The 20,642-nt window shown below is 45.1% G+C and carries 15 protein-coding genes; 2 read left to right on the forward strand and 13 right to left on the reverse strand.

From position 1 onward, the window contains the following. Window positions 1-2: 2 nt before the first annotated feature. The 3 genes from pyrG to purF form a co-directional block, all read right to left on the reverse strand. On the reverse strand, window positions 3-1,631 hold the full coding sequence (gene pyrG / locus GPK88_RS10110; RefSeq protein ID WP_021977863.1) for a CTP synthase: 1,629 nt from the start codon (window positions 1,629-1,631) through the stop codon (window positions 3-5). Window positions 1,632-1,990: 359 nt separating this feature from the next. Continuing rightward, on the reverse strand, window positions 1,991-2,215 hold the full coding sequence (locus GPK88_RS10115; protein ID WP_118071129.1) for an HPr family phosphocarrier protein: 225 nt from the start codon (window positions 2,213-2,215) through the stop codon (window positions 1,991-1,993). Window positions 2,216-2,497: 282 nt separating this feature from the next. Continuing rightward, window positions 2,498-3,892, reverse strand: a complete 1,395-nt coding sequence (gene purF, locus GPK88_RS10120; RefSeq protein WP_148447565.1) for an amidophosphoribosyltransferase — start codon at window positions 3,890-3,892, stop codon at window positions 2,498-2,500. Between the two features lie 330 nt (window positions 3,893-4,222). Between purF and GPK88_RS10125 the strand changes: the two genes are divergently transcribed. Both GPK88_RS10125 and GPK88_RS10130 read left to right on the forward strand, forming a co-directional pair. Next, window positions 4,223-6,325, forward strand: coding sequence for a glutamine synthetase III family protein (locus GPK88_RS10125; RefSeq protein ID WP_173772332.1), 2,103 nt, complete (start codon window positions 4,223-4,225; stop codon window positions 6,323-6,325). Between the two features lie 297 nt (window positions 6,326-6,622). Then, window positions 6,623-8,347 (forward strand): ammonium transporter, encoded by a 1,725-nt coding sequence (locus tag GPK88_RS10130; protein WP_173772334.1) that lies wholly within the window; start codon window positions 6,623-6,625, stop codon window positions 8,345-8,347. Window positions 8,348-8,465: 118 nt separating this feature from the next. Here GPK88_RS10130 and GPK88_RS10135 read toward each other — a convergent pair whose 3' ends face one another. From GPK88_RS10135 to GPK88_RS10180, 10 genes are all read right to left on the reverse strand, one after another. Next, on the reverse strand, window positions 8,466-9,116 hold the full coding sequence (locus GPK88_RS10135) for a trimeric intracellular cation channel family protein (protein ID WP_021976261.1): 651 nt from the start codon (window positions 9,114-9,116) through the stop codon (window positions 8,466-8,468). Between the two features lie 200 nt (window positions 9,117-9,316). Then, window positions 9,317-9,829 (reverse strand): transcription repressor NadR, encoded by a 513-nt coding sequence (locus tag GPK88_RS10140; protein ID WP_118062624.1) that lies wholly within the window; start codon window positions 9,827-9,829, stop codon window positions 9,317-9,319. 136 nt (window positions 9,830-9,965) lie between these two features. Continuing rightward, entirely contained in the window at window positions 9,966-10,820 is an 855-nt protein-coding gene (gene nadC, locus GPK88_RS10145) for a carboxylating nicotinate-nucleotide diphosphorylase (RefSeq protein WP_148447553.1), read from the reverse strand. 22 nt (window positions 10,821-10,842) lie between these two features. Beyond that, entirely contained in the window at window positions 10,843-12,102 is a 1,260-nt protein-coding gene (locus GPK88_RS10150; protein ID WP_118062626.1) for an FAD-binding protein, read from the reverse strand. Window positions 12,103-12,121: 19 nt separating this feature from the next. Next, window positions 12,122-13,027 (reverse strand): quinolinate synthase NadA, encoded by a 906-nt coding sequence (gene nadA, locus GPK88_RS10155; protein WP_148447549.1) that lies wholly within the window; start codon window positions 13,025-13,027, stop codon window positions 12,122-12,124. Between the two features lie 418 nt (window positions 13,028-13,445). After that, on the reverse strand, window positions 13,446-14,621 hold the full coding sequence (locus GPK88_RS10160) for a MalY/PatB family protein (RefSeq protein WP_215707757.1): 1,176 nt from the start codon (window positions 14,619-14,621) through the stop codon (window positions 13,446-13,448). Window positions 14,622-14,652: 31 nt separating this feature from the next. Continuing rightward, the gene (locus GPK88_RS10165; protein WP_148447546.1) at window positions 14,653-15,552 is read right to left on the reverse strand and encodes a DUF3737 family protein; all 900 of its coding nucleotides are present in this window, start codon (window positions 15,550-15,552) and stop codon (window positions 14,653-14,655) included. 684 nt (window positions 15,553-16,236) lie between these two features. Further along, the gene (locus tag GPK88_RS10170) at window positions 16,237-17,154 is read right to left on the reverse strand and encodes a sugar phosphate isomerase/epimerase family protein (protein ID WP_215707758.1); all 918 of its coding nucleotides are present in this window, start codon (window positions 17,152-17,154) and stop codon (window positions 16,237-16,239) included. Then, window positions 17,151-19,256, reverse strand: coding sequence for a cytidylate kinase family protein (locus tag GPK88_RS10175; RefSeq protein WP_173762586.1), 2,106 nt, complete (start codon window positions 19,254-19,256; stop codon window positions 17,151-17,153). Before GPK88_RS10175 ends, GPK88_RS10170 begins: the two co-directional genes overlap by 4 nt. 45 nt (window positions 19,257-19,301) lie before the next feature. Beyond that, on the reverse strand, window positions 19,302-20,135 hold the full coding sequence (locus tag GPK88_RS10180) for a sugar phosphate isomerase/epimerase family protein (RefSeq protein WP_118062631.1): 834 nt from the start codon (window positions 20,133-20,135) through the stop codon (window positions 19,302-19,304). Window positions 20,136-20,642 lie beyond the last annotated feature (507 nt).

Consider the following 20,642-nt stretch of genomic DNA (forward strand, 5'->3'; position numbering starts at 1 on the left):
TCTCATCCTTTCATTGCAGCTTCTTCTGCCGTCTTTTTGTCAACTGCCGCCTGCACAAATCCACGGAACAGCGGATGTGCATGGTTCGGTCTGGACTTGAATTCCGGATGTCCCTGTGTTCCTACAAAGAACGGATGTCCGGCAATTTCAATCATCTCAACGATATGTGCATCCGGGGAAGTTCCTACGATGGACATTCCTTTTTCACTTAATTCTTTACGGAATGCATTGTTTACCTCATAACGATGTCTGTGACGCTCCTGGATCTCTTTCTTTCCAAAAAGCTCATAGGATTTGGAGCCTTCGGCCAGCACACACGGATAGCTTCCAAGACGAAGGGTTCCGCCAAGGTCTTCCACATCTTCCTGATCCGGCATCAGAGCAATGACCGGATGCGTGGTCTCCGGTGCCAGCTCAATGCTGTTGGCATCTTCATATCCAAGTACGTGGCGGGCAAATTCTACAATAGCCATCTGCATTCCAAGGCAGATGCCAAGGTACGGGATCTTATGAACTCTCGCATACTGTGCTGCAAGGATCATTCCTTCAGTACCACGGTTTCCGAATCCTCCCGGAACCAGAATTCCATCTACAGAATGAAGGGTCTGATCCAGGTTTTTCTCATTGAGCTCTTCAGAGTCTACCCAGACGATATCAACTTTTGCACGGCAGGAGATTCCACCATGTTTCAGGGCTTCCACAACACTTAAGTATGCATCATGAAGCTGTGTGTACTTACCAACCATGGCGATCTTCACGGTTTTGTCCGGGTGGCGGAGATTTTCTACCATATTCTCCCAGTCTGTAAGATCCGGTTTACGGTTCTCAAGTCTTAAGCTCTGCAGTACTACATCTGCCAGTTTTTCTCTTTCCATTGCAAGAGGAGCTTCATATAAATATTCTACATCCAGGTTCTGAAGTACGTGGCTTACCGGTACGTTACAGAACAGGGCGATCTTTCCACGGATATCATCAGTCAGAGGATACTCGCTTCTGCATACCAGAACATCCGGCTGGATTCCCATTCCCTGGAGTTCTTTTACGCTGGCCTGGGTCGGTTTGGTCTTCATCTCTCCGGAAGCACGAAGGTACGGGATCAGGGTAACATGAATAAGAATGGCATTGTCATGTCCCACATCATGCTGGAACTGACGGATGGATTCCAGGAACGGCTGACTCTCAATATCACCAACTGTACCGCCTACCTCGATGATGGCAATTCTGTCCTCATCCGCTGTTTTTGCTCTGTAAAAACGGCTCTTGATCTCGTTGGTGATATGCGGGATTACCTGTACAGTACCTCCGCCAAAATCACCGTGACGCTCTTTCTGAAGAACAGACCAGTAAATCTTACCGGTTGTCACATTGGAATTCTTGTCAAGGCTTTCATCAATGAAACGCTCATAATGTCCAAGGTCAAGGTCTGTCTCTGTACCGTCATCGGTTACAAAAACCTCTCCATGCTGAATGGGGTTCATAGTTCCCGGGTCAATATTAATGTAAGGATCAAACTTCTGCATGGTCACCTGATACCCTCTTGCTTTCAGAAGGCGTCCCAGGGACGCTGCGGTAATTCCTTTTCCCAGTCCGGAAACAACTCCGCCTGTTACAAAAACATACTTTACTGCCATCTTCGATTTCCTCCTCCATGTTGTGCTGCAAAAGAAAAGGCGCCGGGAACGGTGTTCAGAGGTGAGAATGCCCCTCTGGTATCCGTTCCTGACGCCTTTGTCAGTTATCTTTCTTATAAAATATGGTTTACTATAAACTATTTTTTTTTATTTGTCAATAACAGATTTTTTCTATATAATCTGATGGATTTCTTCCTATGATATAGTGATACGGATGCAAATAGTGCTGTAGATACAAAAAACAGACGCCTGCCAGGGACTCCCATATGATGTCCTCTCTCTGCAGTCACGTCTGTCTTTTTTTATATCTTTTCTTTTTATGTCTTTTACGCTTTATCTCCCTCTGTACTTCCTGCCCGTCACGCTACCGCAAACTTCTGAAGGAAACGGTTGAACTCGTGATCTTCTCCATGACAGGTTACAGTAAGAACCCTGGTCAGATCCATGCTGAGGATCCCAAGAATAGATTTCGCATCAATAATAACTCTGTTATATGAAATATCTACATCAAAGTCGCATTTGCTTGCAGCCTGTACAAACTCTTTCACATCTTCTGTTGCATTTAACCTGATTTTCTGAGACATAAATTTCATCCTCTCTTCTCTCGGTCTTAAAAAGGCCGGCAAACTGGTGACGTCAGATCTCTATCGTACGCTTTCGTCACTTCTCATCTGGTTGTCCCACATTATGTCTCATGTTGTCGAATTTGTCAAGTTGATGTTTTTTATCATTTTTAAAGGTTATCCTATAAAAACCAGAATTTTATATAACAAAATTGGGGGGTTACGCTTGTTTATTGTCTATTTTTCATATTTTAAATTTCAAAGTTACCAGCATTTACTGTGAGATTAATTCCACATAATCATTTAATCCTGCTTGATTTCTTCCGGTATCTCCATGGGATAATTGCCGTCAAAACATGCTTTGCAAAGCGGAAGTCCGCCTGCCATGCCTTCCAGATAGTCGATCTGCATGTAACCTAAAGAGTCTGCACCGATCATCTTACGGATCTCCTCTGTGCTGTGCTGAGCAGCAATGAGCTGGTCATTAGACGGCACATCGGTACCGAAATAGCAGGGATGTAAAAATGGCGGGGAACTGATACGTACATGGACTTCTTTTGCTCCAGCCTCTTTCAGCATATGAATCAGGTTTGCAATAGTAGTTCCGCGGACAATGGAGTCATCTACCAGAACGATTCTCTTACCCTTCACTACAGATTCCAGAACGCTCAGCTTCAGATGAACACTGGACTCTCTTTCCTGCTGGGTCGGTTTGATAAAAGTTCTTCCAATGTAACTGTTTTTATAGAACGCAAAACCAAACGGGATTCCGGATTCCTCAGAATAACCTTTGGCTGCCGGAAGTCCGGATTCCGGTACACCGGTTACCAGATCTGCTTCTACCGGATAGGATTTTGCGAGAGATTTTCCCCCACGGATTCTTGCATCATAGATCTTTACTCCATCCATGGTGCTGTCCAGTCTGGCAAAATAGATATATTCAAAGACACAATGGGCATGTTTTTTCTGAACGTCCAGTTTGCTGGATTTCAGGCCATCTTTGGTGATGGTGACGATCTCACCAGGCTCAATATCACGGATGAATTCTGCACCTACAGATGTGAGCGCACAGCTCTCGGACGCCAGAACATAGGCATTGTCTCTTTTTCCAAGACAAAGGGGTTTCAGTCCGTAAGGGTCACGGGCACCGATCAGTTTCCGGGGACTCATGATCACAAGGGCATATCCTCCGCGAATCTTCTCTACGGTTTTATGTACGGCTTCTTCTACAGTAGCAGAATGCACGCGCTCCCTTGCGATATGGAACGCAATAACCTCAGAGTCGGTAGTTGTATGGAAGATCGCTCCGGTCTGGATCAGTTCCCATTTCAGGGCTTCTGTATTGACCAGGTTTCCGTTATGTGCAAGTGCCAGACTTCCCTTGATATAAGAAAGTACCAGCGGCTGTGCATTCTCCGCAACAGATTCTCCGGTGGTGGAATAGCGAACATGTCCGATTCCGATGTCACCATTCATATTATGTACAACATCTTTTCGCAAAACTTCGCTTACCAGTCCGAGATCTTTATGAAACTGTACGTTTCCTCTCTCTCCGTCCGTCCTTGAAACGGCCATTCCGCAGGACTCCTGTCCCCTGTGCTGCAGCGAGGTAAGACCATAATAAATAGATGGTGCAATATTTCCTCCATCCAGATCATAAATCCCGAATACGCCACATTCTTCCTTTACTCCTGACATATTTCCCTCCATCTGTTTTTTCCATTGTCAAATTAATCATTAACTATGATATCAGATTATAATAAAAGGACAAGATTTGTCAACCCTGCCCATTTTCCGACACTCCCCTCTCCCGGGTCGATTTTTTAGATTTTTTCAAAAAAGCTCTTGACAATATTTTATTTTGGTGTATACTGCATCACATAAAGCAAAGGCGCTTTGGATACGACAAGTATCTGAAGCGCTTTTTTTGTTTTTCCGGTCTGTTTTTCTTATAAGAGAAACAGGACGGTCCTTATAAGATAATTAAAAATTATAATGAATGAGTGAAATCGAAAGGAGTGTACCTATATGGCACAGAGTATCCCGGAAATGTATGGCAGCCTTGTATTCAACGATAAAGTGATGCGTAGCAAACTGCCAAAGGACATGTACAAAGCATTAAAGAAAACAATTGAAAACGGAACACATCTGGAACTGGATGTTGCAAATTCCGTAGCAGTTGCAATGAAAGAATGGGCTACTGAAAACGGTGCGACACATTACACACACTGGTTCCAGCCAATGACAAACGTAACCGCCGAGAAACATGACAGTTTCATCTCCCCGACCGGCGACGGACAGGTGATCATGGATTTCTCCGGTAAAGAACTGGTAAAAGGTGAGCCGGATGCATCCAGCTTCCCGTCAGGCGGACTTCGTGCTACTTTCGAAGCAAGAGGATATACAGCATGGGATCCTACTTCACCGGCATTCATCAAAGATAAAACTCTTTACATTCCTACCGCATTCTGTTCCTACAGCGGAGAGGCACTGGATAAGAAAACTCCTCTTCTCCGTTCCATGGATGTTCTGAATAAAGAAGCGGTTCGTATTCTTCACATCCTGGGAAACAAAGAGGTCCGTCACATCAATACAACGGTAGGACCTGAGCAGGAATACTTCCTGGTTGACAAAGATCTCTATAAGAAGAGAAAAGACCTGATCTTCTGCGGACGTACACTTCTGGGAGCTTCCGCACCAAAAGGACAGGAAATGGAAGATCATTACTTCGGAGCCCTGAAACCACGTGTTGCCGCTTACATGCACGAACTTGACGAAGAGCTCTGGAAACTTGGTATTCCGGCCAAAACAAAACATAATGAGGTTGCTCCTGCACAGCACGAGCTGGCTCCTGTATTTGATACCACAAACGTTGCAGTTGACCACAACCAGCTGACCATGGAGATCATGAAGAAAGTTGCCGACAAGCACAACATGGTTTGCCTCCTTCATGAGAAACCATTTGAGGGAATCAACGGAAGCGGTAAACACAACAACTGGTCCATGAGCACAGACACAGGTGTAAACCTTCTTGACCCTGGAAAAACACCGGCAGAGAATACACAGTTCCTGGTATTTTTGGTAGCTGTTATCAAAGCCGTTGACGATTACGCAGATCTTCTCCGTGTATCTGTTGCAAGTGCAGGAAACGATCACCGTCTTGGAGCAAACGAGGCACCGCCAGCAATCGTATCCATCTTCCTTGGAGATGAGCTGACAGATATCCTCAAATCCATTGAGAATGATACCTTCTTTAACAACAAACATGCCGTACAGATGGATATCGGTGCAAAAGTACTTCCACACTTCACAAAAGATACCACCGACAGAAACCGTACTTCACCGTTTGCATTCACCGGAAACAAATTCGAATTCCGTATGCTTGGTTCCGCAGCATCCGTTGCAAACCCGAACATCGTACTGAACACTGCTGTTGCAGAAGTTCTCTCCGAGTTCAGCGCAGCTCTTAAAGATGTTCCGGAAGAAGAGATGGAAAGCGCAGTACATGCACTTCTCAAGAAAACCATCGAAGATCATAAACGAATCATCTTCAACGGCAACGGTTATACAGACGAGTGGGTTGAGGAAGCTGAAAAACGCGGTCTCTACAACCTGAAGACAACTCCGGATGCTCTTCCTCACTTCGTTGATGAGAAAAACATCGAGCTGTTCACAAAACATGGCATCTTTACAAAGGAAGAACTGTTCTCCCGTTATGAGATCTGGCTTGAGAACTATTACAAGACCATCAACATTGAGTCCAACACTCTGGCTGAGATGATCCAGAAGCAGGTAATTCCTTCCGTATTTACATATGTTGAAAAACTTGCTGACACTGCTGCTGTAAAGAAATCCGTAGTAGCTGATGTTTCTGTAGCAAGCGAAGCTGCTCTGATCTCCAAATTGAGCACACTTGCTGACACCATGACTAAAGATCTGGAGACACTAAAAGCTGACACAGCAAAAGCTCTCGCCGCTTCCGACGATGTACTTGCCTGCGCAAAAGCTTATCAGGAAACTGTTCTTGAAGACATGGATACTTTAAGAAAATCTGCAGATGAGGCAGAAGCTCTGATCCCGGATGAGTTACTTCCATATCCGACATACGACGAGCTGTTATTCTCCATCTGATACTTGATCAGATAAACAATTTCATACAGTAAATACAGGGGATATCCCTTATGAACTCTACTTCATAATTCATTATCGATTTCCTCATCCATTAATCACACGATACAGATATCCCCTGTTTTACATATATTAATTTTGTTTCGTAAAGGCGCGGAAGGGAATTTCCTCTCTCCCGCGCTTTTTCGTTATACTGATACTGGATAAATTCTATCTGTTTTATGATCCGGTATTGTAAAAATCCTTCCTGTATATGCCTTATATAATAGGAAGAAAAAAATTGGGAAAGGGAGTGTTACTATGTATTCTTCAGTAAACACAATCTGGGTCCTCGTCGGTGCGGCACTGGTCTTCTTCATGCAGGCCGGATTCGCAATGGTCGAAACAGGATTCACAAGAGCAAAAAACGCAGGTAACATCATTATGAAAAACCTGATGGACTTCTGTATCGGTACCCCGGTCTTCTGGCTGGTTGGTTTCGGTATCATGTTCGGTGCAGGAAACGGGTTCTTCGGTAAGATCGGAGGAATCGCCTCAGAGGCAAACTATGGAAATGCAATGCTTCCGGATGGCGTTCCTTTCTGGGCATTTCTCATCTTCCAGACTGTATTCTGTGCTACCTCTGCTACCATCGTCTCCGGTGCCATGGCAGAACGTACCAAGTTCATCTCCTACTGTATCTACAGTCTTCTGATCAGTCTTGTTGTTTATCCGGTATCCGGTCACTGGATCTGGGGCGGCGGCTTTATCAGCCAGATGGGATTTCATGATTTCGCAGGTTCCTGTGCCGTTCATATGGTCGGTGGTGTTGCCGCGCTGATCGGTGCCATCATACTTGGACCTCGTATCGGAAAGTATTCCAAATCCGGTAAATCCAGAGCCATTCCTGGCCACAACCTTACTGTCGGCGCACTTGGTGTATTTATCCTCTGGTTCTGCTGGTTCGGTTTCAACGGTGCATCTACCGTCAGCATGGAAGGCGATGCCATCGTAAGCGCAGGAAAAATCTTCGTGACAACCAACCTTGCTGCTGCTGTTGCAACTGTAACCGTTATGCTGATCACCTGGATCCGCTACAAAAAACCAGATGTTTCCATGTCACTCAATGGTTCCCTTGCAGGACTGGTAGCGATCACAGCAGGCTGCGATACCGTATCTCCTACCTCTGCAGCTATCATCGGAATCATTTCCGGATTTATCGTAGTATTTGGTATTGAGTTTATTGACAAATTTCTCAAAATTGATGACCCGGTTGGTGCTGTCGGTGTACATGGCCTTAACGGTGCTTTCGGAACACTGGCTGTAGGACTTTTCTCAGACGGTGCTGGCACAGAATGGAAAGGTCTTCTCACAGGCGGCGGTTTCCACGGCTTCGGTGTTCAGTTCATTGGTATGGCCATCACCATCGCATGGGTAGCTGTTACGATGACAATCATCTTCCAGGTGATCAAACACACCATCGGCCTTCGTGTTTCCGCTGAGGAAGAGATCGCAGGTCTGGATATGAAAGAGCACGGTCTTGCAAGTGCATACGACGGATTCTTTGTACAGGATACCATGACAAAAGCTCCGGCTCCAATGGGAACTTCCGTAAAAGATCCGGTTATCAAACACGCACCTTCCGCTCCTGCTGAATCTGTTCCTGAGATTCCTGCTGACGGCGTACACAAACTGACAAAAGTTGTTATCATCACACGTCAGAACAAGCTGGACGAATTTATGCAGGCCATGAACGAGATCGGGGTAACTGGTATCACTATTACAAATGTTATGGGATGTGGTGTTCAGAAAGGTGCTCCAACCTACTATCGTGGTGTTGAAGTAGACATGAACCTCCGCCCGAAGGTTAAGATCGAGATCGTTGTAAGCCTTGTACCGGTTCAGAAAGTTATTGACACTGCAAAAGCAGTTCTTCATACCGGCCAGATCGGTGATGGTAAAGTCTTCGTTTACGACATCGAAAACGTTGTCAAGATCCGTACCGGTGAAGAAGGCTTCCTGGCTCTGCAGGATACAGACGCATGATCCTTTTATAAGAAAAACATATAAAAATCTTTCTACGCAATATAAACCAAATGAAAGCCAGAAAAGATCCGGAACATTATCTTTCAAATGTTCCGGATCTTTTCCTGTATTACTACTCTTATTCTCTCCGAAGCCTCGGCAAGTTCCACCGGTAATGGGCTGCCAGATACCGGATCAGTATCACCACCACAGTTCCGATCACCATGGCAGGAACGCTGCCCCACAACCGGTATATCCACACGTAGACAATGGCACCTACAATGGAAGCGCAGGCATAGATATGGCGCACAAAAATATACGGCGGCACGCCTGCCATCATATCACGGATCAGTCCGCCGCCAACGCCTGTAACCGTTCCAAGGAATACAAGAAAAAACGTCCTTCCCATATATCCTTCCGTGATCCCTTTATCCACTCCCATAACTGTAAACACACCCAGGCCCACAGAGTCCATCACCAGCATTATCTTATCATAGACCAGCCGGTTCTCTCCTTCCAGCAGTTCCTGTTTCCAGTACATTATGGCGAACACAATACAGGATGTCACAGTTGCCACAATGGTATATATGGGATTCTGAAACATTCCCGGCGGCACGATTCCCAGAATGATATCTCTGGTCGCTCCACCTCCCACGGCTGTCACCACGCCCAGAACACAGATCCCGAAAATATCCATTCCTCTCTGTGCTCCTACCATTGCTCCAGAAGCAGCGAATGCAATCGTTCCCGCCATTTCCAGAATAAATGTAAATAAACTCTGAGAATCCATTTCCCCTCCATACATATCCGGCTGCTGTTCTTTCTCGTCCCATATTTGCAGCCTGTTTTCCCCCACCTGTGCATTTTTTACAGGGTGCAAGAAGGAACCCTGTTCATACAGGATTCCTTCTCTTATCTTTCATTTCACTTTTCTTATTCTAACAGAATTTCCCTATTCTGTACATCTTTTCTTTTTGTATCCGATTTCTATTATTCTGCTTCGATCAGAAAGCCTCGTCTTTTCAGCATATCCTGGATCATATCCAGAATTTCTTCTGATTCTGCCTCTACTTTATGGTAATGGTAATCCGATGTAATATTCTTCAGAGGACTGGACTTACCGTTTCGAATGTCCTCCATAAAATTCTCCACCTGGCGCCTGGAACCGATATTCAGTTCTGCCTCGATGTGTCCGTAAACTCTGTGATTGACCATTACGTTGATCACTTTTCCGCCAAGATCCACAATTCCGCAGAGTTCATTCTCCAGATCCGCATCTGTATGATGCACCTTAAAGATCCGGCTCACTGTATGCGGGGCGTTGAGGATATATCCCCGGTTGGTGGAGATCACATTATTCCCCTCTGCACGTATCAGTGCAATATCCTGCACGATCACCTGTCTGCTGACCTGAAATGTTTTGGCCAGAGCGCTTCCCGAGACCGGCCGGTCACTGTTTTTAATTTGATCCATGATCGCTGTCCTGCGTTCTGAACCAGTCATTTAAGCTTCCCCTTTCCTGGCTGTGCCTGTACTTTTGGTCCTGATATCTGCTTCCGGCAATACATCCTTCTGCTTTTCTGATGTTCCGGATATTTTTCTGTCACAGCACTCGGTATTCTGTAAAATTCCGTGATCTTCAGGAAAGCGGATGAAGGTTCTTCAGGGAAATATCAAGGATCGGTGCAGAATGTGTTAATGCACCACTTGATACATAGTCTACACCAACATCCCTGATCTTTGCAATATTTTCTTTTGTAACATTTCCGGAACACTCGGTTTTGGCTTTTCCGTCGATCAGCTGTACGGCTTCTTTCATCATTTCCGGAGTCATATTATCAAGCATGATGATATCTGCGCCTGCTTCAACTGCCTCTTTTACCTGGGCAAGGCTCTCTACTTCCACTTCGATCTTACGGACAAAAGGAGCATACTCCTGTGCCATTTTTACAGCTTTCGCAACGCTTCCTGCTGCTCCGATGTGGTTGTCTTTCAGAAGGACTCCGTCAGAAAGATTATATCTGTGGTTCTGGCCGCCGCCTACACGTACTGCATATTTTTCAAAAATACGCATGTTCGGTGTGGTTTTTCTTGTATCCAGAAGGGTGATGCCGGTTCCTTCAAGAAGGGATGCAACGGAATGGGTATAAGTTGCAATTCCGCTCATTCTCTGAAGATAATTGAGGGCTACACGCTCACCGGAGAGAAGTACACGGATATCACCGGTAACTTTTCCCATCTTCTGGCCTTTTTTTACTTCGTCGCCATCCTTGCAGAATAATTCTACTTTTGTGTCAGCATCCAGAAGTGTAAATACACGGCTGAAAATTTCCAGTCCGGCAATGATTCCGTCCTCTTTGCAGATCAGATCTACTTCTCCCGGAACCGCCTCTTTCATAACGGAATTGGTGGTAACGTCTTCACTTGAAATATCTTCTTTTAAAGCCTCCAGGATCAGGTGGTCTACCTGGAGTGTCATTGTGATCTTATTCATTATACAGTACCTTCTCTTTCTTTCACGCTGCTCCTGCAGCACTTTTCTTTTCAGTGGAGATTGCTTTTGCGGCACGTTTGGCAAATACAAGACTTTCCAGCAGGGAATTGCTTGCCAGGCGGTTGGCTCCATGTACCCCATTGCAACTGGTTTCGCCTACTGCATACAGCTGGTCCATACTGGTCTTGCTGTCAGAATCAACCCAGATACCGCCCATAAAATAATGCTGGGCAGGAACTACCGGGATACATTCTTTTGTTACATCGTAGCCTTCCTCCAGGCATCTTTCGTAAATATGCGGAAAATGATGAAGGATGGTATCTTTGTCAATGTTTTCCATAGAAAGCCATACATGGTCGGTTCCTTCTTTTTTCATCTCTTCCTGGATTGCCTTTGTTACCACATCTCTTGGGAGCAGTTCGTTGACAAAGCGTTCTTTTTTGCTGTTATAAAGCACTGCACCCTCCCCGCGGACGGACTCGGAGATCAGAAATCTGCGGCCAGGTTTCTTGGAATACAGTGTTGTGGGGTGGATCTGTACATAGTCCAGATGTTCCAGACGTACATTGTGTTTTTTCGCAATATCCAGGGCATCACCGGTAAGGTGTGGATAGTTGGTGGAATGCTGATATCTTCCGCCGATTCCGCCGCTTGCAAGGATGGTATCCTCCGCATAGATTTCTACCGGAAGCTCTCCGCCTGGCTGAATTTCTTCCTGAATTTTTACGTTTTCTCCTGCTTCCATTGCTTCCAGACGTGTTTTGTTTGCTTCTGCAGAAACTGCCTTCAATCCGATACATTTGCCGTTTTTTACAAGGATGTCCTGCATGGAAGTATATTCCAGAACAGTTACATTTTCAAGTTTCAGGACCTGTCCCAGAAGTTTTTCGGAGATTTCCTTTCCTGTGATATCTTCATGATAAAGGATCCTCGGTTTGGAATGTGCACCTTCTCTTGTGTAGGCAAAATCATCTCCATCCATTTTGAAGTCCACGCCGTAACCTACCAAGTCATTGATCACATCTCTGGATCCCCGGATCATAATGTCTACGGATTCTTTTCTGTTTTCGTAATGTCCTGCTTTCATGGTGTCTTCAAAATAGCTGTCATAATCATTTTCATCACGGAGTACACAGATCCCGCCCTGTGCCAGGAAGGAATCGCTGCTTCGCATATCTTCTTTTGTGATAATCACGATTTTCTTGTCTCTTGGAAGTTTCAGTGCGCTGAACATTCCCGCAACGCCTGTTCCTACGATTACTACGTCTGTCTTGATTTTCATTGTTTTCGCCTCTCTGTCTCTATTTTGCAAGCTCCAGCATCCGTTCCAGCGGTTTCTTTGCTTTTTCTCTTGTTTCATCGGTCACATAAACTTCATTTTCACCGGTTTTCAGAACGTGAAGTACTTTTTCCAGAAATACTTTTTTCATGTTTTTGCAGACCGGTACGGTTTCTGTGAAGTAGAATTTTTTGTCCGGGCAGGTGGTTTCCAGTTTGTACTGTACGCCACATTCTGTGCAGATGATGAATTCTTTGTTGTTGCTGTCCTGAGCGTATTTGATGATCCCGGATGTGCTTCCGATATAATCTGCCTGTTTCAGGACTGTCTGAGGACATTCCGGATGGGCCAGCACAAGCGCTTCCGGATGGGCTTCTTTTGCTTCTTTTACTTCTTCGGGATCCATAAATTCGTGAACGATGCAGAAGCCTTCGTTATAGATGAAGTGTTTTTCCGGTACCTGTTCTGCGATAAAGTGGGCCAGGTTTCTGTCCGGGATGAAGAAGATATTTTTATTTGGGAGTGCTTTTACGATCTTTACGGCGTTTGCGGAGGTTACGCAGACATCGGAGAGTTCTTTTAAGGCTGCTGTGGAGTTGATGTAACAGACAACTGCTACGTCGTCGTATTCTTCTCTTACTTTTCGGATTCCTTCTTCAGTTGCCATGTGTGCCATGGGGCAGTCTGCGTCCATTGCGGGCATGAGTACAGTTTTGTCGGGGCTTAAGATCTTGGCGCTTTCTCCCATGAAGCCTACGCCGCAGAATACGATGGTTTTTTCTTTTGCGCTGGCTGCGATTTTGCTGAGGTAAAAGGAATCTCCTATATAGTCTGCTACGTCCTGTACTTCGGGGCGCACGTAGTAGTGTGCCAGGATGATGGCGTCTTTTTCTTTTTTTAATTTCTGGATTTCTTCTGCTACTGTCATTATTTTCACCTTTCCTGCAGGGGGTTTTTCTTTTATTCCTGCTTTTGTTTTGTGGTTTTTTCAAAATATCTTACACATAATACCATAGTTCTTTACATGTGACAAGACAGTTGTTTGATTTGTTGTAAAGTTTTTGTTAAGGAATGGATGGATTGGTTGCAGACGGACGGGGATGGATGGCGAAGGGGTGTTCAAATTTTAAATAAAATGAATTCGTGTGTGTATTTATTTTTGGTTAATTAATTACTTGATATTTTTTTACCTGGTAAATTTAGTGATTAACATTTTTTTGAATAAAAAAGGCCTGGTGTTTACAACAATTACCAGGAATGTATATTCCGGGAAATTACTGTAAACTCCAGGTCTCTTGATTTTTTCAGTTAGATGGGGTTATTGGAATTTGCTTCTGTTTTGTTATCTATTCAGCTTTGTTTTTCTGTTCCAAGTATGCCTGGGTGCTGTCTTTCAGGCGGTTGAGGCCGTCTATTACTGTTTCTTTGGGGCAGGCGAGGTTTACGCGTAAGAAGCTTTGTCCGTTTTTGTATTCATTGCCGTCGCATACGTAGAGTCCGCTGTGCTGACGGATGAAGGTGCAGAATCTGGTTGCATCGTCGGTTACTTCGCGGCAGTCCAGCCAGAGCAGGTATGTGGCTTCTCCTCTGACTGCATGGATTCCTTTTATTTCTTTTGTGATAAAGTCTTCTGCATATCGTCTGTTTTCCCAGAGATATTCTCTTAAGCTGTCCAGCCATTCTGCTCCGTGGTTAAATGCAGCTACCGGTGCGATGGCTGCAAATACGTTTGGTTCTGCCACTTCGTCTGTATTTAATCCACGGTTGACCCGATGCCGAAGTACAGGATTCGAGACGATCACTGCTGCGGTCTGTAAACCTGCCAGATTAAAAGTTTTTGTAGGCGCCACGCAGGTGATACTGTTTTCTCTGCATGTCTCTGATACTGAGGCAAAAGGTACATAGTCTTTGCCTGGTTTTGTCAGGTCGCAATGGATCTCATCAGATAATACCAGCACGTGATGTTTTGCACACAATTCGCCAATCTTTGCCAGTGTTTCTTTGTCCCAGATCTTTCCTATGGGATTGTGTGGGTTGCAGAGGATCAGTAAGGATGCCTGCGGATCTGAAAGTTTTTCCTCAAGGTCTGTGATGTCGATCTCATAGGCACCATTTTCGTAATGCAGCGGGCTTTCCAGGATGAACCGGCCGTTGTTGATGATGGAATTAAAGAAAATATTGTATACCGGAGTCATGACCACAACTTTTTCTGCTGTGGTTGTCATCTTACGCACAATGCTGGAGATTGCAGGTACAACGCCTGTGCAGAAAATCAGCCATTCCTTTTCGATAGACCACTCATGGCGTGTTTTCCACCAGTTCTGATAGGCGTCATACCATTCATCTTCAATCAGGGTATATCCAAATACTCCGTGCTGTGCTCTTTTTACAATGGCTTCCGTTATCTGTGGAGCTGTCTGAAAGTCCATGTCAGCCACCCACATAGGAAGTTCTTTTTCTGTTACATCCCATTTCATGGAGCCAGTATGCCGGCGGTCTGTTTTTTCGTCAAATATGCTCATTTCTTTTTCCTTTCTTTATCTGTCAGCGCTTTTATGCTTCCGGTGCTTTATCCAGCTTTTCCCCAACTGTGGGACAGATAATTTCGGTTTCAGCCGGATCGATCTTTTCCGGATCCAGAATCAGTGTTTCAATCTCATCTGCCTGGATCCTGCCTTCTGACGGATTCATGACACTTTTGATCCTGCCGTTGATCTGTGCATTGATCCCTTTCGAATACTCAAAAGCCAGAGTTGTATTCAAAAGGGTACAATTGATCATTTTCAGATTTTCAATATAACACAGTCCCTGCAGACTTTCTATGGTACAGTTGATAAATGTGAGATTTTTTGAATTCCAGCCCAGATACTCTCCATGAATCACAGAATCATATACCGTAACATTTTCGCTGTTCCAGAAAGCATCTTTTGACAACATTCTGGCATTATGGACTTCCATATTTTTTGCACCATCAAAAGCATAATTACCAACAAGTTTAAAATCATCGATAGTGATATCTGTGCTGTTCATGCCAAAATAATCACCCCTGGCCTGTACATGTGCAAGTTTTATACCCTCACAGTTCCAGAACGTCTCTGCCGCATTGGCAAGATACACATTATCAAGAGTCACATCATGACAGCGGCGGAAATTTTTCGGCGCCTCAATCAACGTATCCTCGATCCGGATATGATCCGTATACCACACCCCAGAACGCGCCATCTCCAGCCAGGTACAATCCCTCGCCTCTATATTTTTGCTGTACCAGAGCGGATATTTCCATTGAAACGAACTGTTCTCCAATACAATATCCCGACTCTCCTTAAGCGGAGACTCCCCATCATTAAAAATCGTCTGTTCAATATGCAACTTCTTCCCATGAAACAAAGGCCGCTCCCCTGTAAGATACGCACCCTTTAATTCTTTATCTGTTTTTATATTCTCTACACTCATTTTCTATCCTCTCTACATTCCTGTCATTCACACGTTACTTTTTATATTTTAACATCTAAAGTTTACTTTAGGTCAAGTATCTAATTGTTATTATCGTTATTATATTGTGTTAAATATAAAGTTTAATTCCGCAATGTAAGACTTAATTCTGGGTAGCTGACGTTAGGGGGGACGGACATCGCCTCTTCATATAAACAATCGTTATCATTATACCCCACACATCATCTCACATACAAACTAAGCCATTGCAGCCGTCCAGCGAAGCGCCCGACGGCCCACCCCCCCCACCGAGCAGCCACTCAACTTATCATCCTCAACAACCCTATACCTCCGCCCACACCGTCACACAGCCACCCTACCCCTCCCAAAATCTGTACGGACGCACACCCCCATCCAACTTCCCACTTTGAACACACAGCCCCGGGCAGCGGAATGGATCTGCTGGCCTTTGCAGGAGCCGTAGTACTGCTTAGCGCCTGGAAGATTGCGTTATTCAGAAAAATGTCAGCTGTCTGAGCGCAGCGAGTTCTGCATTTTTCTGAATGCTTTTAGCAATCTTTCAGACGCTTAGCAGCACTAGACTCCGAAACAGCCGCAGATCCATTCCGCTGCCCGGGGCGTCCGTTTTACTAATCAAAAAAGAAAAAATCCGCCGCACCCAGCACGACAGATTTTTCCCCACCACTATTTTAATAATTCCCGTTCAATCCTCTCCCGAGCCTCCGGTGCTTGCTTATCCATCTTCTCCGGAAAACCAAACATCGAAACACAGGCAATATTATCACCACCAGCCTTCGGCGCATCCGCCCTCAGCTGTTTATTCGCAAAATCCATTTCTCTTAAGGTTTCAAAAATACCATCAAAATCCACATCACCCTCACCCATGGCAAGATGCTGATGCACCGTCACATCCGCTTTTCCACGACCATTCAGCCACGGCGGATTTAAAATATACCGACAATCCATAGTCTGATTAAAAGTATCTGCAAACAACACATGAGTCAGCTCATCCCCCGCATATTTCAACATAGACCGCACATCTCCCTTGCCCTCATCATAGAAAAAACCATGAGGAGAAGAATACACATAACCAAGGTTCGGAGACCGGAAAGATTTTACCATATCACAGGTCTCATTATTCAACTCGCAGAAATCATAAGGATGAGACTGAATTTCCACACGGATACCTTCACGCTCGATCAGCGGAAGCAGCTCCTCCATGGATTTGAACCACATTCCATTGCAGATTTCCTGCTGGTTGGGATCCCCGGAAAGCTCCGTATTGATAACCTTCACGCCCATATCCCCGGCGATCTGGATCATCCGTTTCCAGTTGGCAACTGCAAACTGTCTCTGTTCCTCTGTCGGGCCGGACCAGCGGTATACAACGATAAAGGAAGAAATCTCCACGCCGGTTTCCCGCAAAGCCTGTCTGTATTCCTGTTCACACTCTTTGGAAAACAGCGGATGTTTATAGAACGGATTGATCCTCGGATGCGGGGACTGCTCGATATATTTATATCCCCAGTCTGCCACCTGATGGACCATACGATTGATATCCATCTGTTTTGCAAGCACATCTACATCAAATGCGATCTTCATGACGCATTCCCTCCTTTTTCTTCTTTATTTTTGATATAATCCAGGATCAGACCGGCCGCTCCGGCTGCACCTGTTTTGGAAACATTGATCACCATATCATAATAATGGGGATCGTCTCTGCGGATTCCGGTAAATTTTTCATAGTATTCATTTCGGATCTGGTCACGCTTCTTCAGCTCGTCAAGAGACTGGCCTTTATAATATTCCCGGCCTTCTTTTTCCCGGTAATCATCATCTGCATATACGAAAAAGCTGTATGTATGCGGTTCTCCACGAAGCACATAGTTGGCACATCTTCCCAGGAATACACCAGGACGCCTTTCTGAAAGTTCACGGATGATCCGGCTCTGCACCTCAAACATCTGGGCACCTGTATAATCTGCTGCCGCACCTGCCGATGAATGTCCGTACGGGGAAAACGTAAGCTCGGAATCTTCGTAATTGTAGGAATCCAGATACTGTCTCACACTTTCCAGATCTGCTTTTTCCATGCCGAATTTTTCTGCCATGAGACAGATGATCTGACGGTCATAAACCCTGCAGTCCAATGCTTTTGCAACATCCTCCGCGATTTTTCTTCCGCTGCTGCCGTACAGTCTTCCAATCGCTACATTGATCCTGTTTCCGGAAACTGCCGGTGCTGGCATGGACTGGATCTCTCCCGGTACAGAAACGTTTCCTTCTCCGGATTCTCTCTGGATCAGTTCCCGCATCATCTTGTCATAGACTTTATCCAGCTGATAGCAGGCCGCGATCACAAACATCACTACCCAGATTGCTACCGGAACATACAGATAAAAACCTTTGATCACACGGATAGCTTCTGCAGACTGCTCTGCTGCGGTTGCCTTGGTGCCATCAAAATATGCAGCGGAAAGGATTCCACCCATGATAGCGGAAGTCAGTCCGGAACCGGCTTTCTGGCCCATGCTCATAGATGAGAACATCAGACCTTCCACACGTTTGCCTGTTTTCCACTGGCCATACTCAATGGCATCACTTGGAAGAGAATACTGCACGCCATAGAACGGTGCGATTCCGATTCCTCTCATGATACAGGTCACAACGCCAAGAGAAACACTGGTAATATTCATCAGGAACAGAAGCTGTCCCGCAACACCCAGGATGCAGCCTGCACAGATGAGATTTCTTTTTCCATAGCGGGGAAGCACTTTTGGCAGGAGGGCAATTCCTGCCACAGTTGCCAGTTTCTCCGCTGCTGAAAGAGGCATAACAAGGTCTACATTTCCAAGTACATACTGACAATAATAGGTAAGGTCCGTTCCAATGATGATCTGATATGCAGTATAAAAGATCATCAGCCCCAGGGCGATAAGGAAATACCGGTTGGTAACGGTTGCTTTAAAAGCTTCCACAAAAGGAATATCTTCTTTTTCCTGTTTTGCCGCAGAAACACGCTCTGTACAGACCATGTAAGTGTTCACAAGCACGCCGACGGAAATGATCGCATAACCTGCTGTTACCAGGATCCAGGCCATCTGCTGGTTGCCGGTAACATTTGCCACGATATTGATCAGCGGCAGCGTGAACGCGGTAATGATCATACTTGCCGTGATAGACAATACCATACGGATGTTACAGATCACATCACGCTCACGGCGGTCACGGCTCATCAGAGATCCCAGTGCGTGGAACGGCTGGCTGATGGCAGTGTATACAACCGTGTTCATAATGTTATAGGTCACAAAAGCATAGATGATCTTTCCCATGTTTCCAAGCGGCGGCATGGTAAAAAGAAGCACCGCTGCCAGCGCATAGGGAACCGCAAGTCTTAAGATCCAGATCCTGGCTTTTCCATATTTGGAATGAGTCCTGTCGATAATGGTTCCCATCAACACATCGGAAAATCCATCAAAAATGCGGGACAAAAGCATGATCATTCCAACAGCTCCTGCTGAAATTCCAACAACATTGGTATAAAAATAGATCAGCAGAGTTGTTGTCATGGTATACATCAGAGTCAGCGCCGGATCGCCAAAACAGTACGCAAGTTTTTCTGACACCGGAACCTTGATGAATTCATTCAAGTCTTTACCCTTCTGCTTATAATTCAACAATTCGGGGATTCCCTTACCAGCCATAGTATCTACCTCCTATCGGTTTAAGGTCGGACCTTTCTGAATGAATTATCCGAAATATTTCTGTACAAAATCTCTGGTAACTTCTGCTGCTTTTTTCACATTGTCCTCGTGGCTCATTGCATAGTACTCCGGACGGAACTCTTCGATGGTGCATACACCGTCAAATCCGATCTCTTTCAGTGCTGCCGCGATTCCAGCATGATCTACCACGCCTTCTCCCGGCCAGAGTCTCTTGTCGTCTCCGCAGGAGCCAAGTGGAAGATCCTCACAATCGTTTAAGTGGTATGCAAAAATCTTCTTACCGTCTGCTGCTTTCAGGTCTTCCAGACGGGAACACATCTCATGGAAATGGAAAGTGTCCACGGTAACGCCAACATTGTCTCTGTCTACTGCTTTTACTACATCGTATGCTGTTCCAAACTGGTTGATAGAGCAGTTCGGTGCACCACAGAACTCCAGGGAGATCTTCATATCTGCGCCCACTTTGTCAGAAAGGTAGCGAAGACGTGCAACTGCTTCTTCTTTGATCTCGCTGACAGATTTGTCTTTTACATCAAAACTTGGAACTGTTATCAGCATTTTCATTCCGATCGCTTTGGAAACTTTCAGGATAAAATCTACTTCTTCATCGATTTCTTTTTCCCCTGCCTCATCTCTCTGGTTGAAAAAGATTAGGGTGTTGTATGCCCACGGTTTCAGGTGATGATTCTTAAACCAGTCTGCCAGTTCTTCCAGTGTATGTTCTTTGAGATAGTCTTTTACGCAGTCAAAACGGATCTCAATGTAATCAAATCCATATTTCTCGCACATCTCCAGATCTGCCATAAGAGACTGTCCTTTACATTCCAGTGCAGTTGCTTCATTAAATCCTAATTTCATCTTCGATACCCTCCATATGTCTGGAACCGGTGTACTCTGTCTGAATCCCTATGTCCTGTTTTCTGCGTACAGGGGAAACGCCCCTGTTTCTGCTGTTTCTGTTGGATCATGCAGACTTTACCGGTTCTTATTTTCTTTTTTATTTTTCTGTTGCTTTGTGTTTGTGCTATTTTGTATTTTTGTTATCCGTATTTTCGATTTGCCAGCATGCAGGCATTTCTTTTCAGCCTGATCTTTCTGGTTACTCTCACCGGCAGATTTCCCGCTGCAGTTTCGATAAAACCGTATCGGAATCGGACTCTGCCGGTGAATGCCGCCACAGGCTCATTGGGAAAGCCTGCGACAATAAGCTGGTATGATAACTCACACTTGATGAGGTGGAGTTCTGTAAAATTATTGGATCAAGCGGATAAAGTCAATCGCATTCGCTGCTTATTTCTTTGTATGTCCCTGCCTGGGATCTTACTTGATCCTGTTTAAAGGTGGGGTTTACTTATCTGTAATATA

Source organism: Blautia sp. MCC269 (assembly GCF_018785655.1).
Taxonomy (GTDB): Bacteria; Bacillota; Clostridia; order Lachnospirales; family Lachnospiraceae; genus Blautia_A.

Excerpts from the sequence above, each read along its gene's own strand:
- GPK88_RS10180 (WP_118062631.1), bottom strand. The coding sequence starts at position 20,135 with ATGAAATTAGGATTTAATGAAGCAACTGCACTGGAATGTAAAGGACAG.
- GPK88_RS10165 (WP_148447546.1), bottom strand. The coding sequence starts at position 15,552 with ATGAGTGTAGAGAATATAAAAACAGATAAAGAATTAAAGGGTGCGTAT.
- GPK88_RS10170 (WP_215707758.1), bottom strand. The coding sequence starts at position 17,154 with ATGAAGATCGCATTTGATGTAGATGTGCTTGCAAAACAGATGGATATC.
- GPK88_RS10140 (WP_118062624.1), bottom strand. The coding sequence starts at position 9,829 with ATGACTGGTTCAGAACGCAGGACAGCGATCATGGATCAAATTAAAAAC.
- pyrG (WP_021977863.1), bottom strand. The coding sequence starts at position 1,631 with ATGGCAGTAAAGTATGTTTTTGTAACAGGCGGAGTTGTTTCCGGACTG.
- GPK88_RS10125 (WP_173772332.1), top strand. The coding sequence starts at position 4,223 with ATGGCACAGAGTATCCCGGAAATGTATGGCAGCCTTGTATTCAACGAT.
- purF (WP_148447565.1), bottom strand. The coding sequence starts at position 3,892 with ATGTCAGGAGTAAAGGAAGAATGTGGCGTATTCGGGATTTATGATCTG.
- GPK88_RS10130 (WP_173772334.1), top strand. The coding sequence starts at position 6,623 with ATGTATTCTTCAGTAAACACAATCTGGGTCCTCGTCGGTGCGGCACTG.
- GPK88_RS10160 (WP_215707757.1), bottom strand. The coding sequence starts at position 14,621 with ATGAGCATATTTGACGAAAAAACAGACCGCCGGCATACTGGCTCCATG.
- nadA (WP_148447549.1), bottom strand. The coding sequence starts at position 13,027 with ATGACAGTAGCAGAAGAAATCCAGAAATTAAAAAAAGAAAAAGACGCC.
- GPK88_RS10150 (WP_118062626.1), bottom strand. The coding sequence starts at position 12,102 with ATGAAAATCAAGACAGACGTAGTAATCGTAGGAACAGGCGTTGCGGGA.
- GPK88_RS10115 (WP_118071129.1), bottom strand. The coding sequence starts at position 2,215 with ATGTCTCAGAAAATCAGGTTAAATGCAACAGAAGATGTGAAAGAGTTT.
- GPK88_RS10175 (WP_173762586.1), bottom strand. The coding sequence starts at position 19,256 with ATGGCTGGTAAGGGAATCCCCGAATTGTTGAATTATAAGCAGAAGGGT.
- GPK88_RS10135 (WP_021976261.1), bottom strand. The coding sequence starts at position 9,116 with ATGGATTCTCAGAGTTTATTTACATTTATTCTGGAAATGGCGGGAACG.
- nadC (WP_148447553.1), bottom strand. The coding sequence starts at position 10,820 with ATGAATAAGATCACAATGACACTCCAGGTAGACCACCTGATCCTGGAG.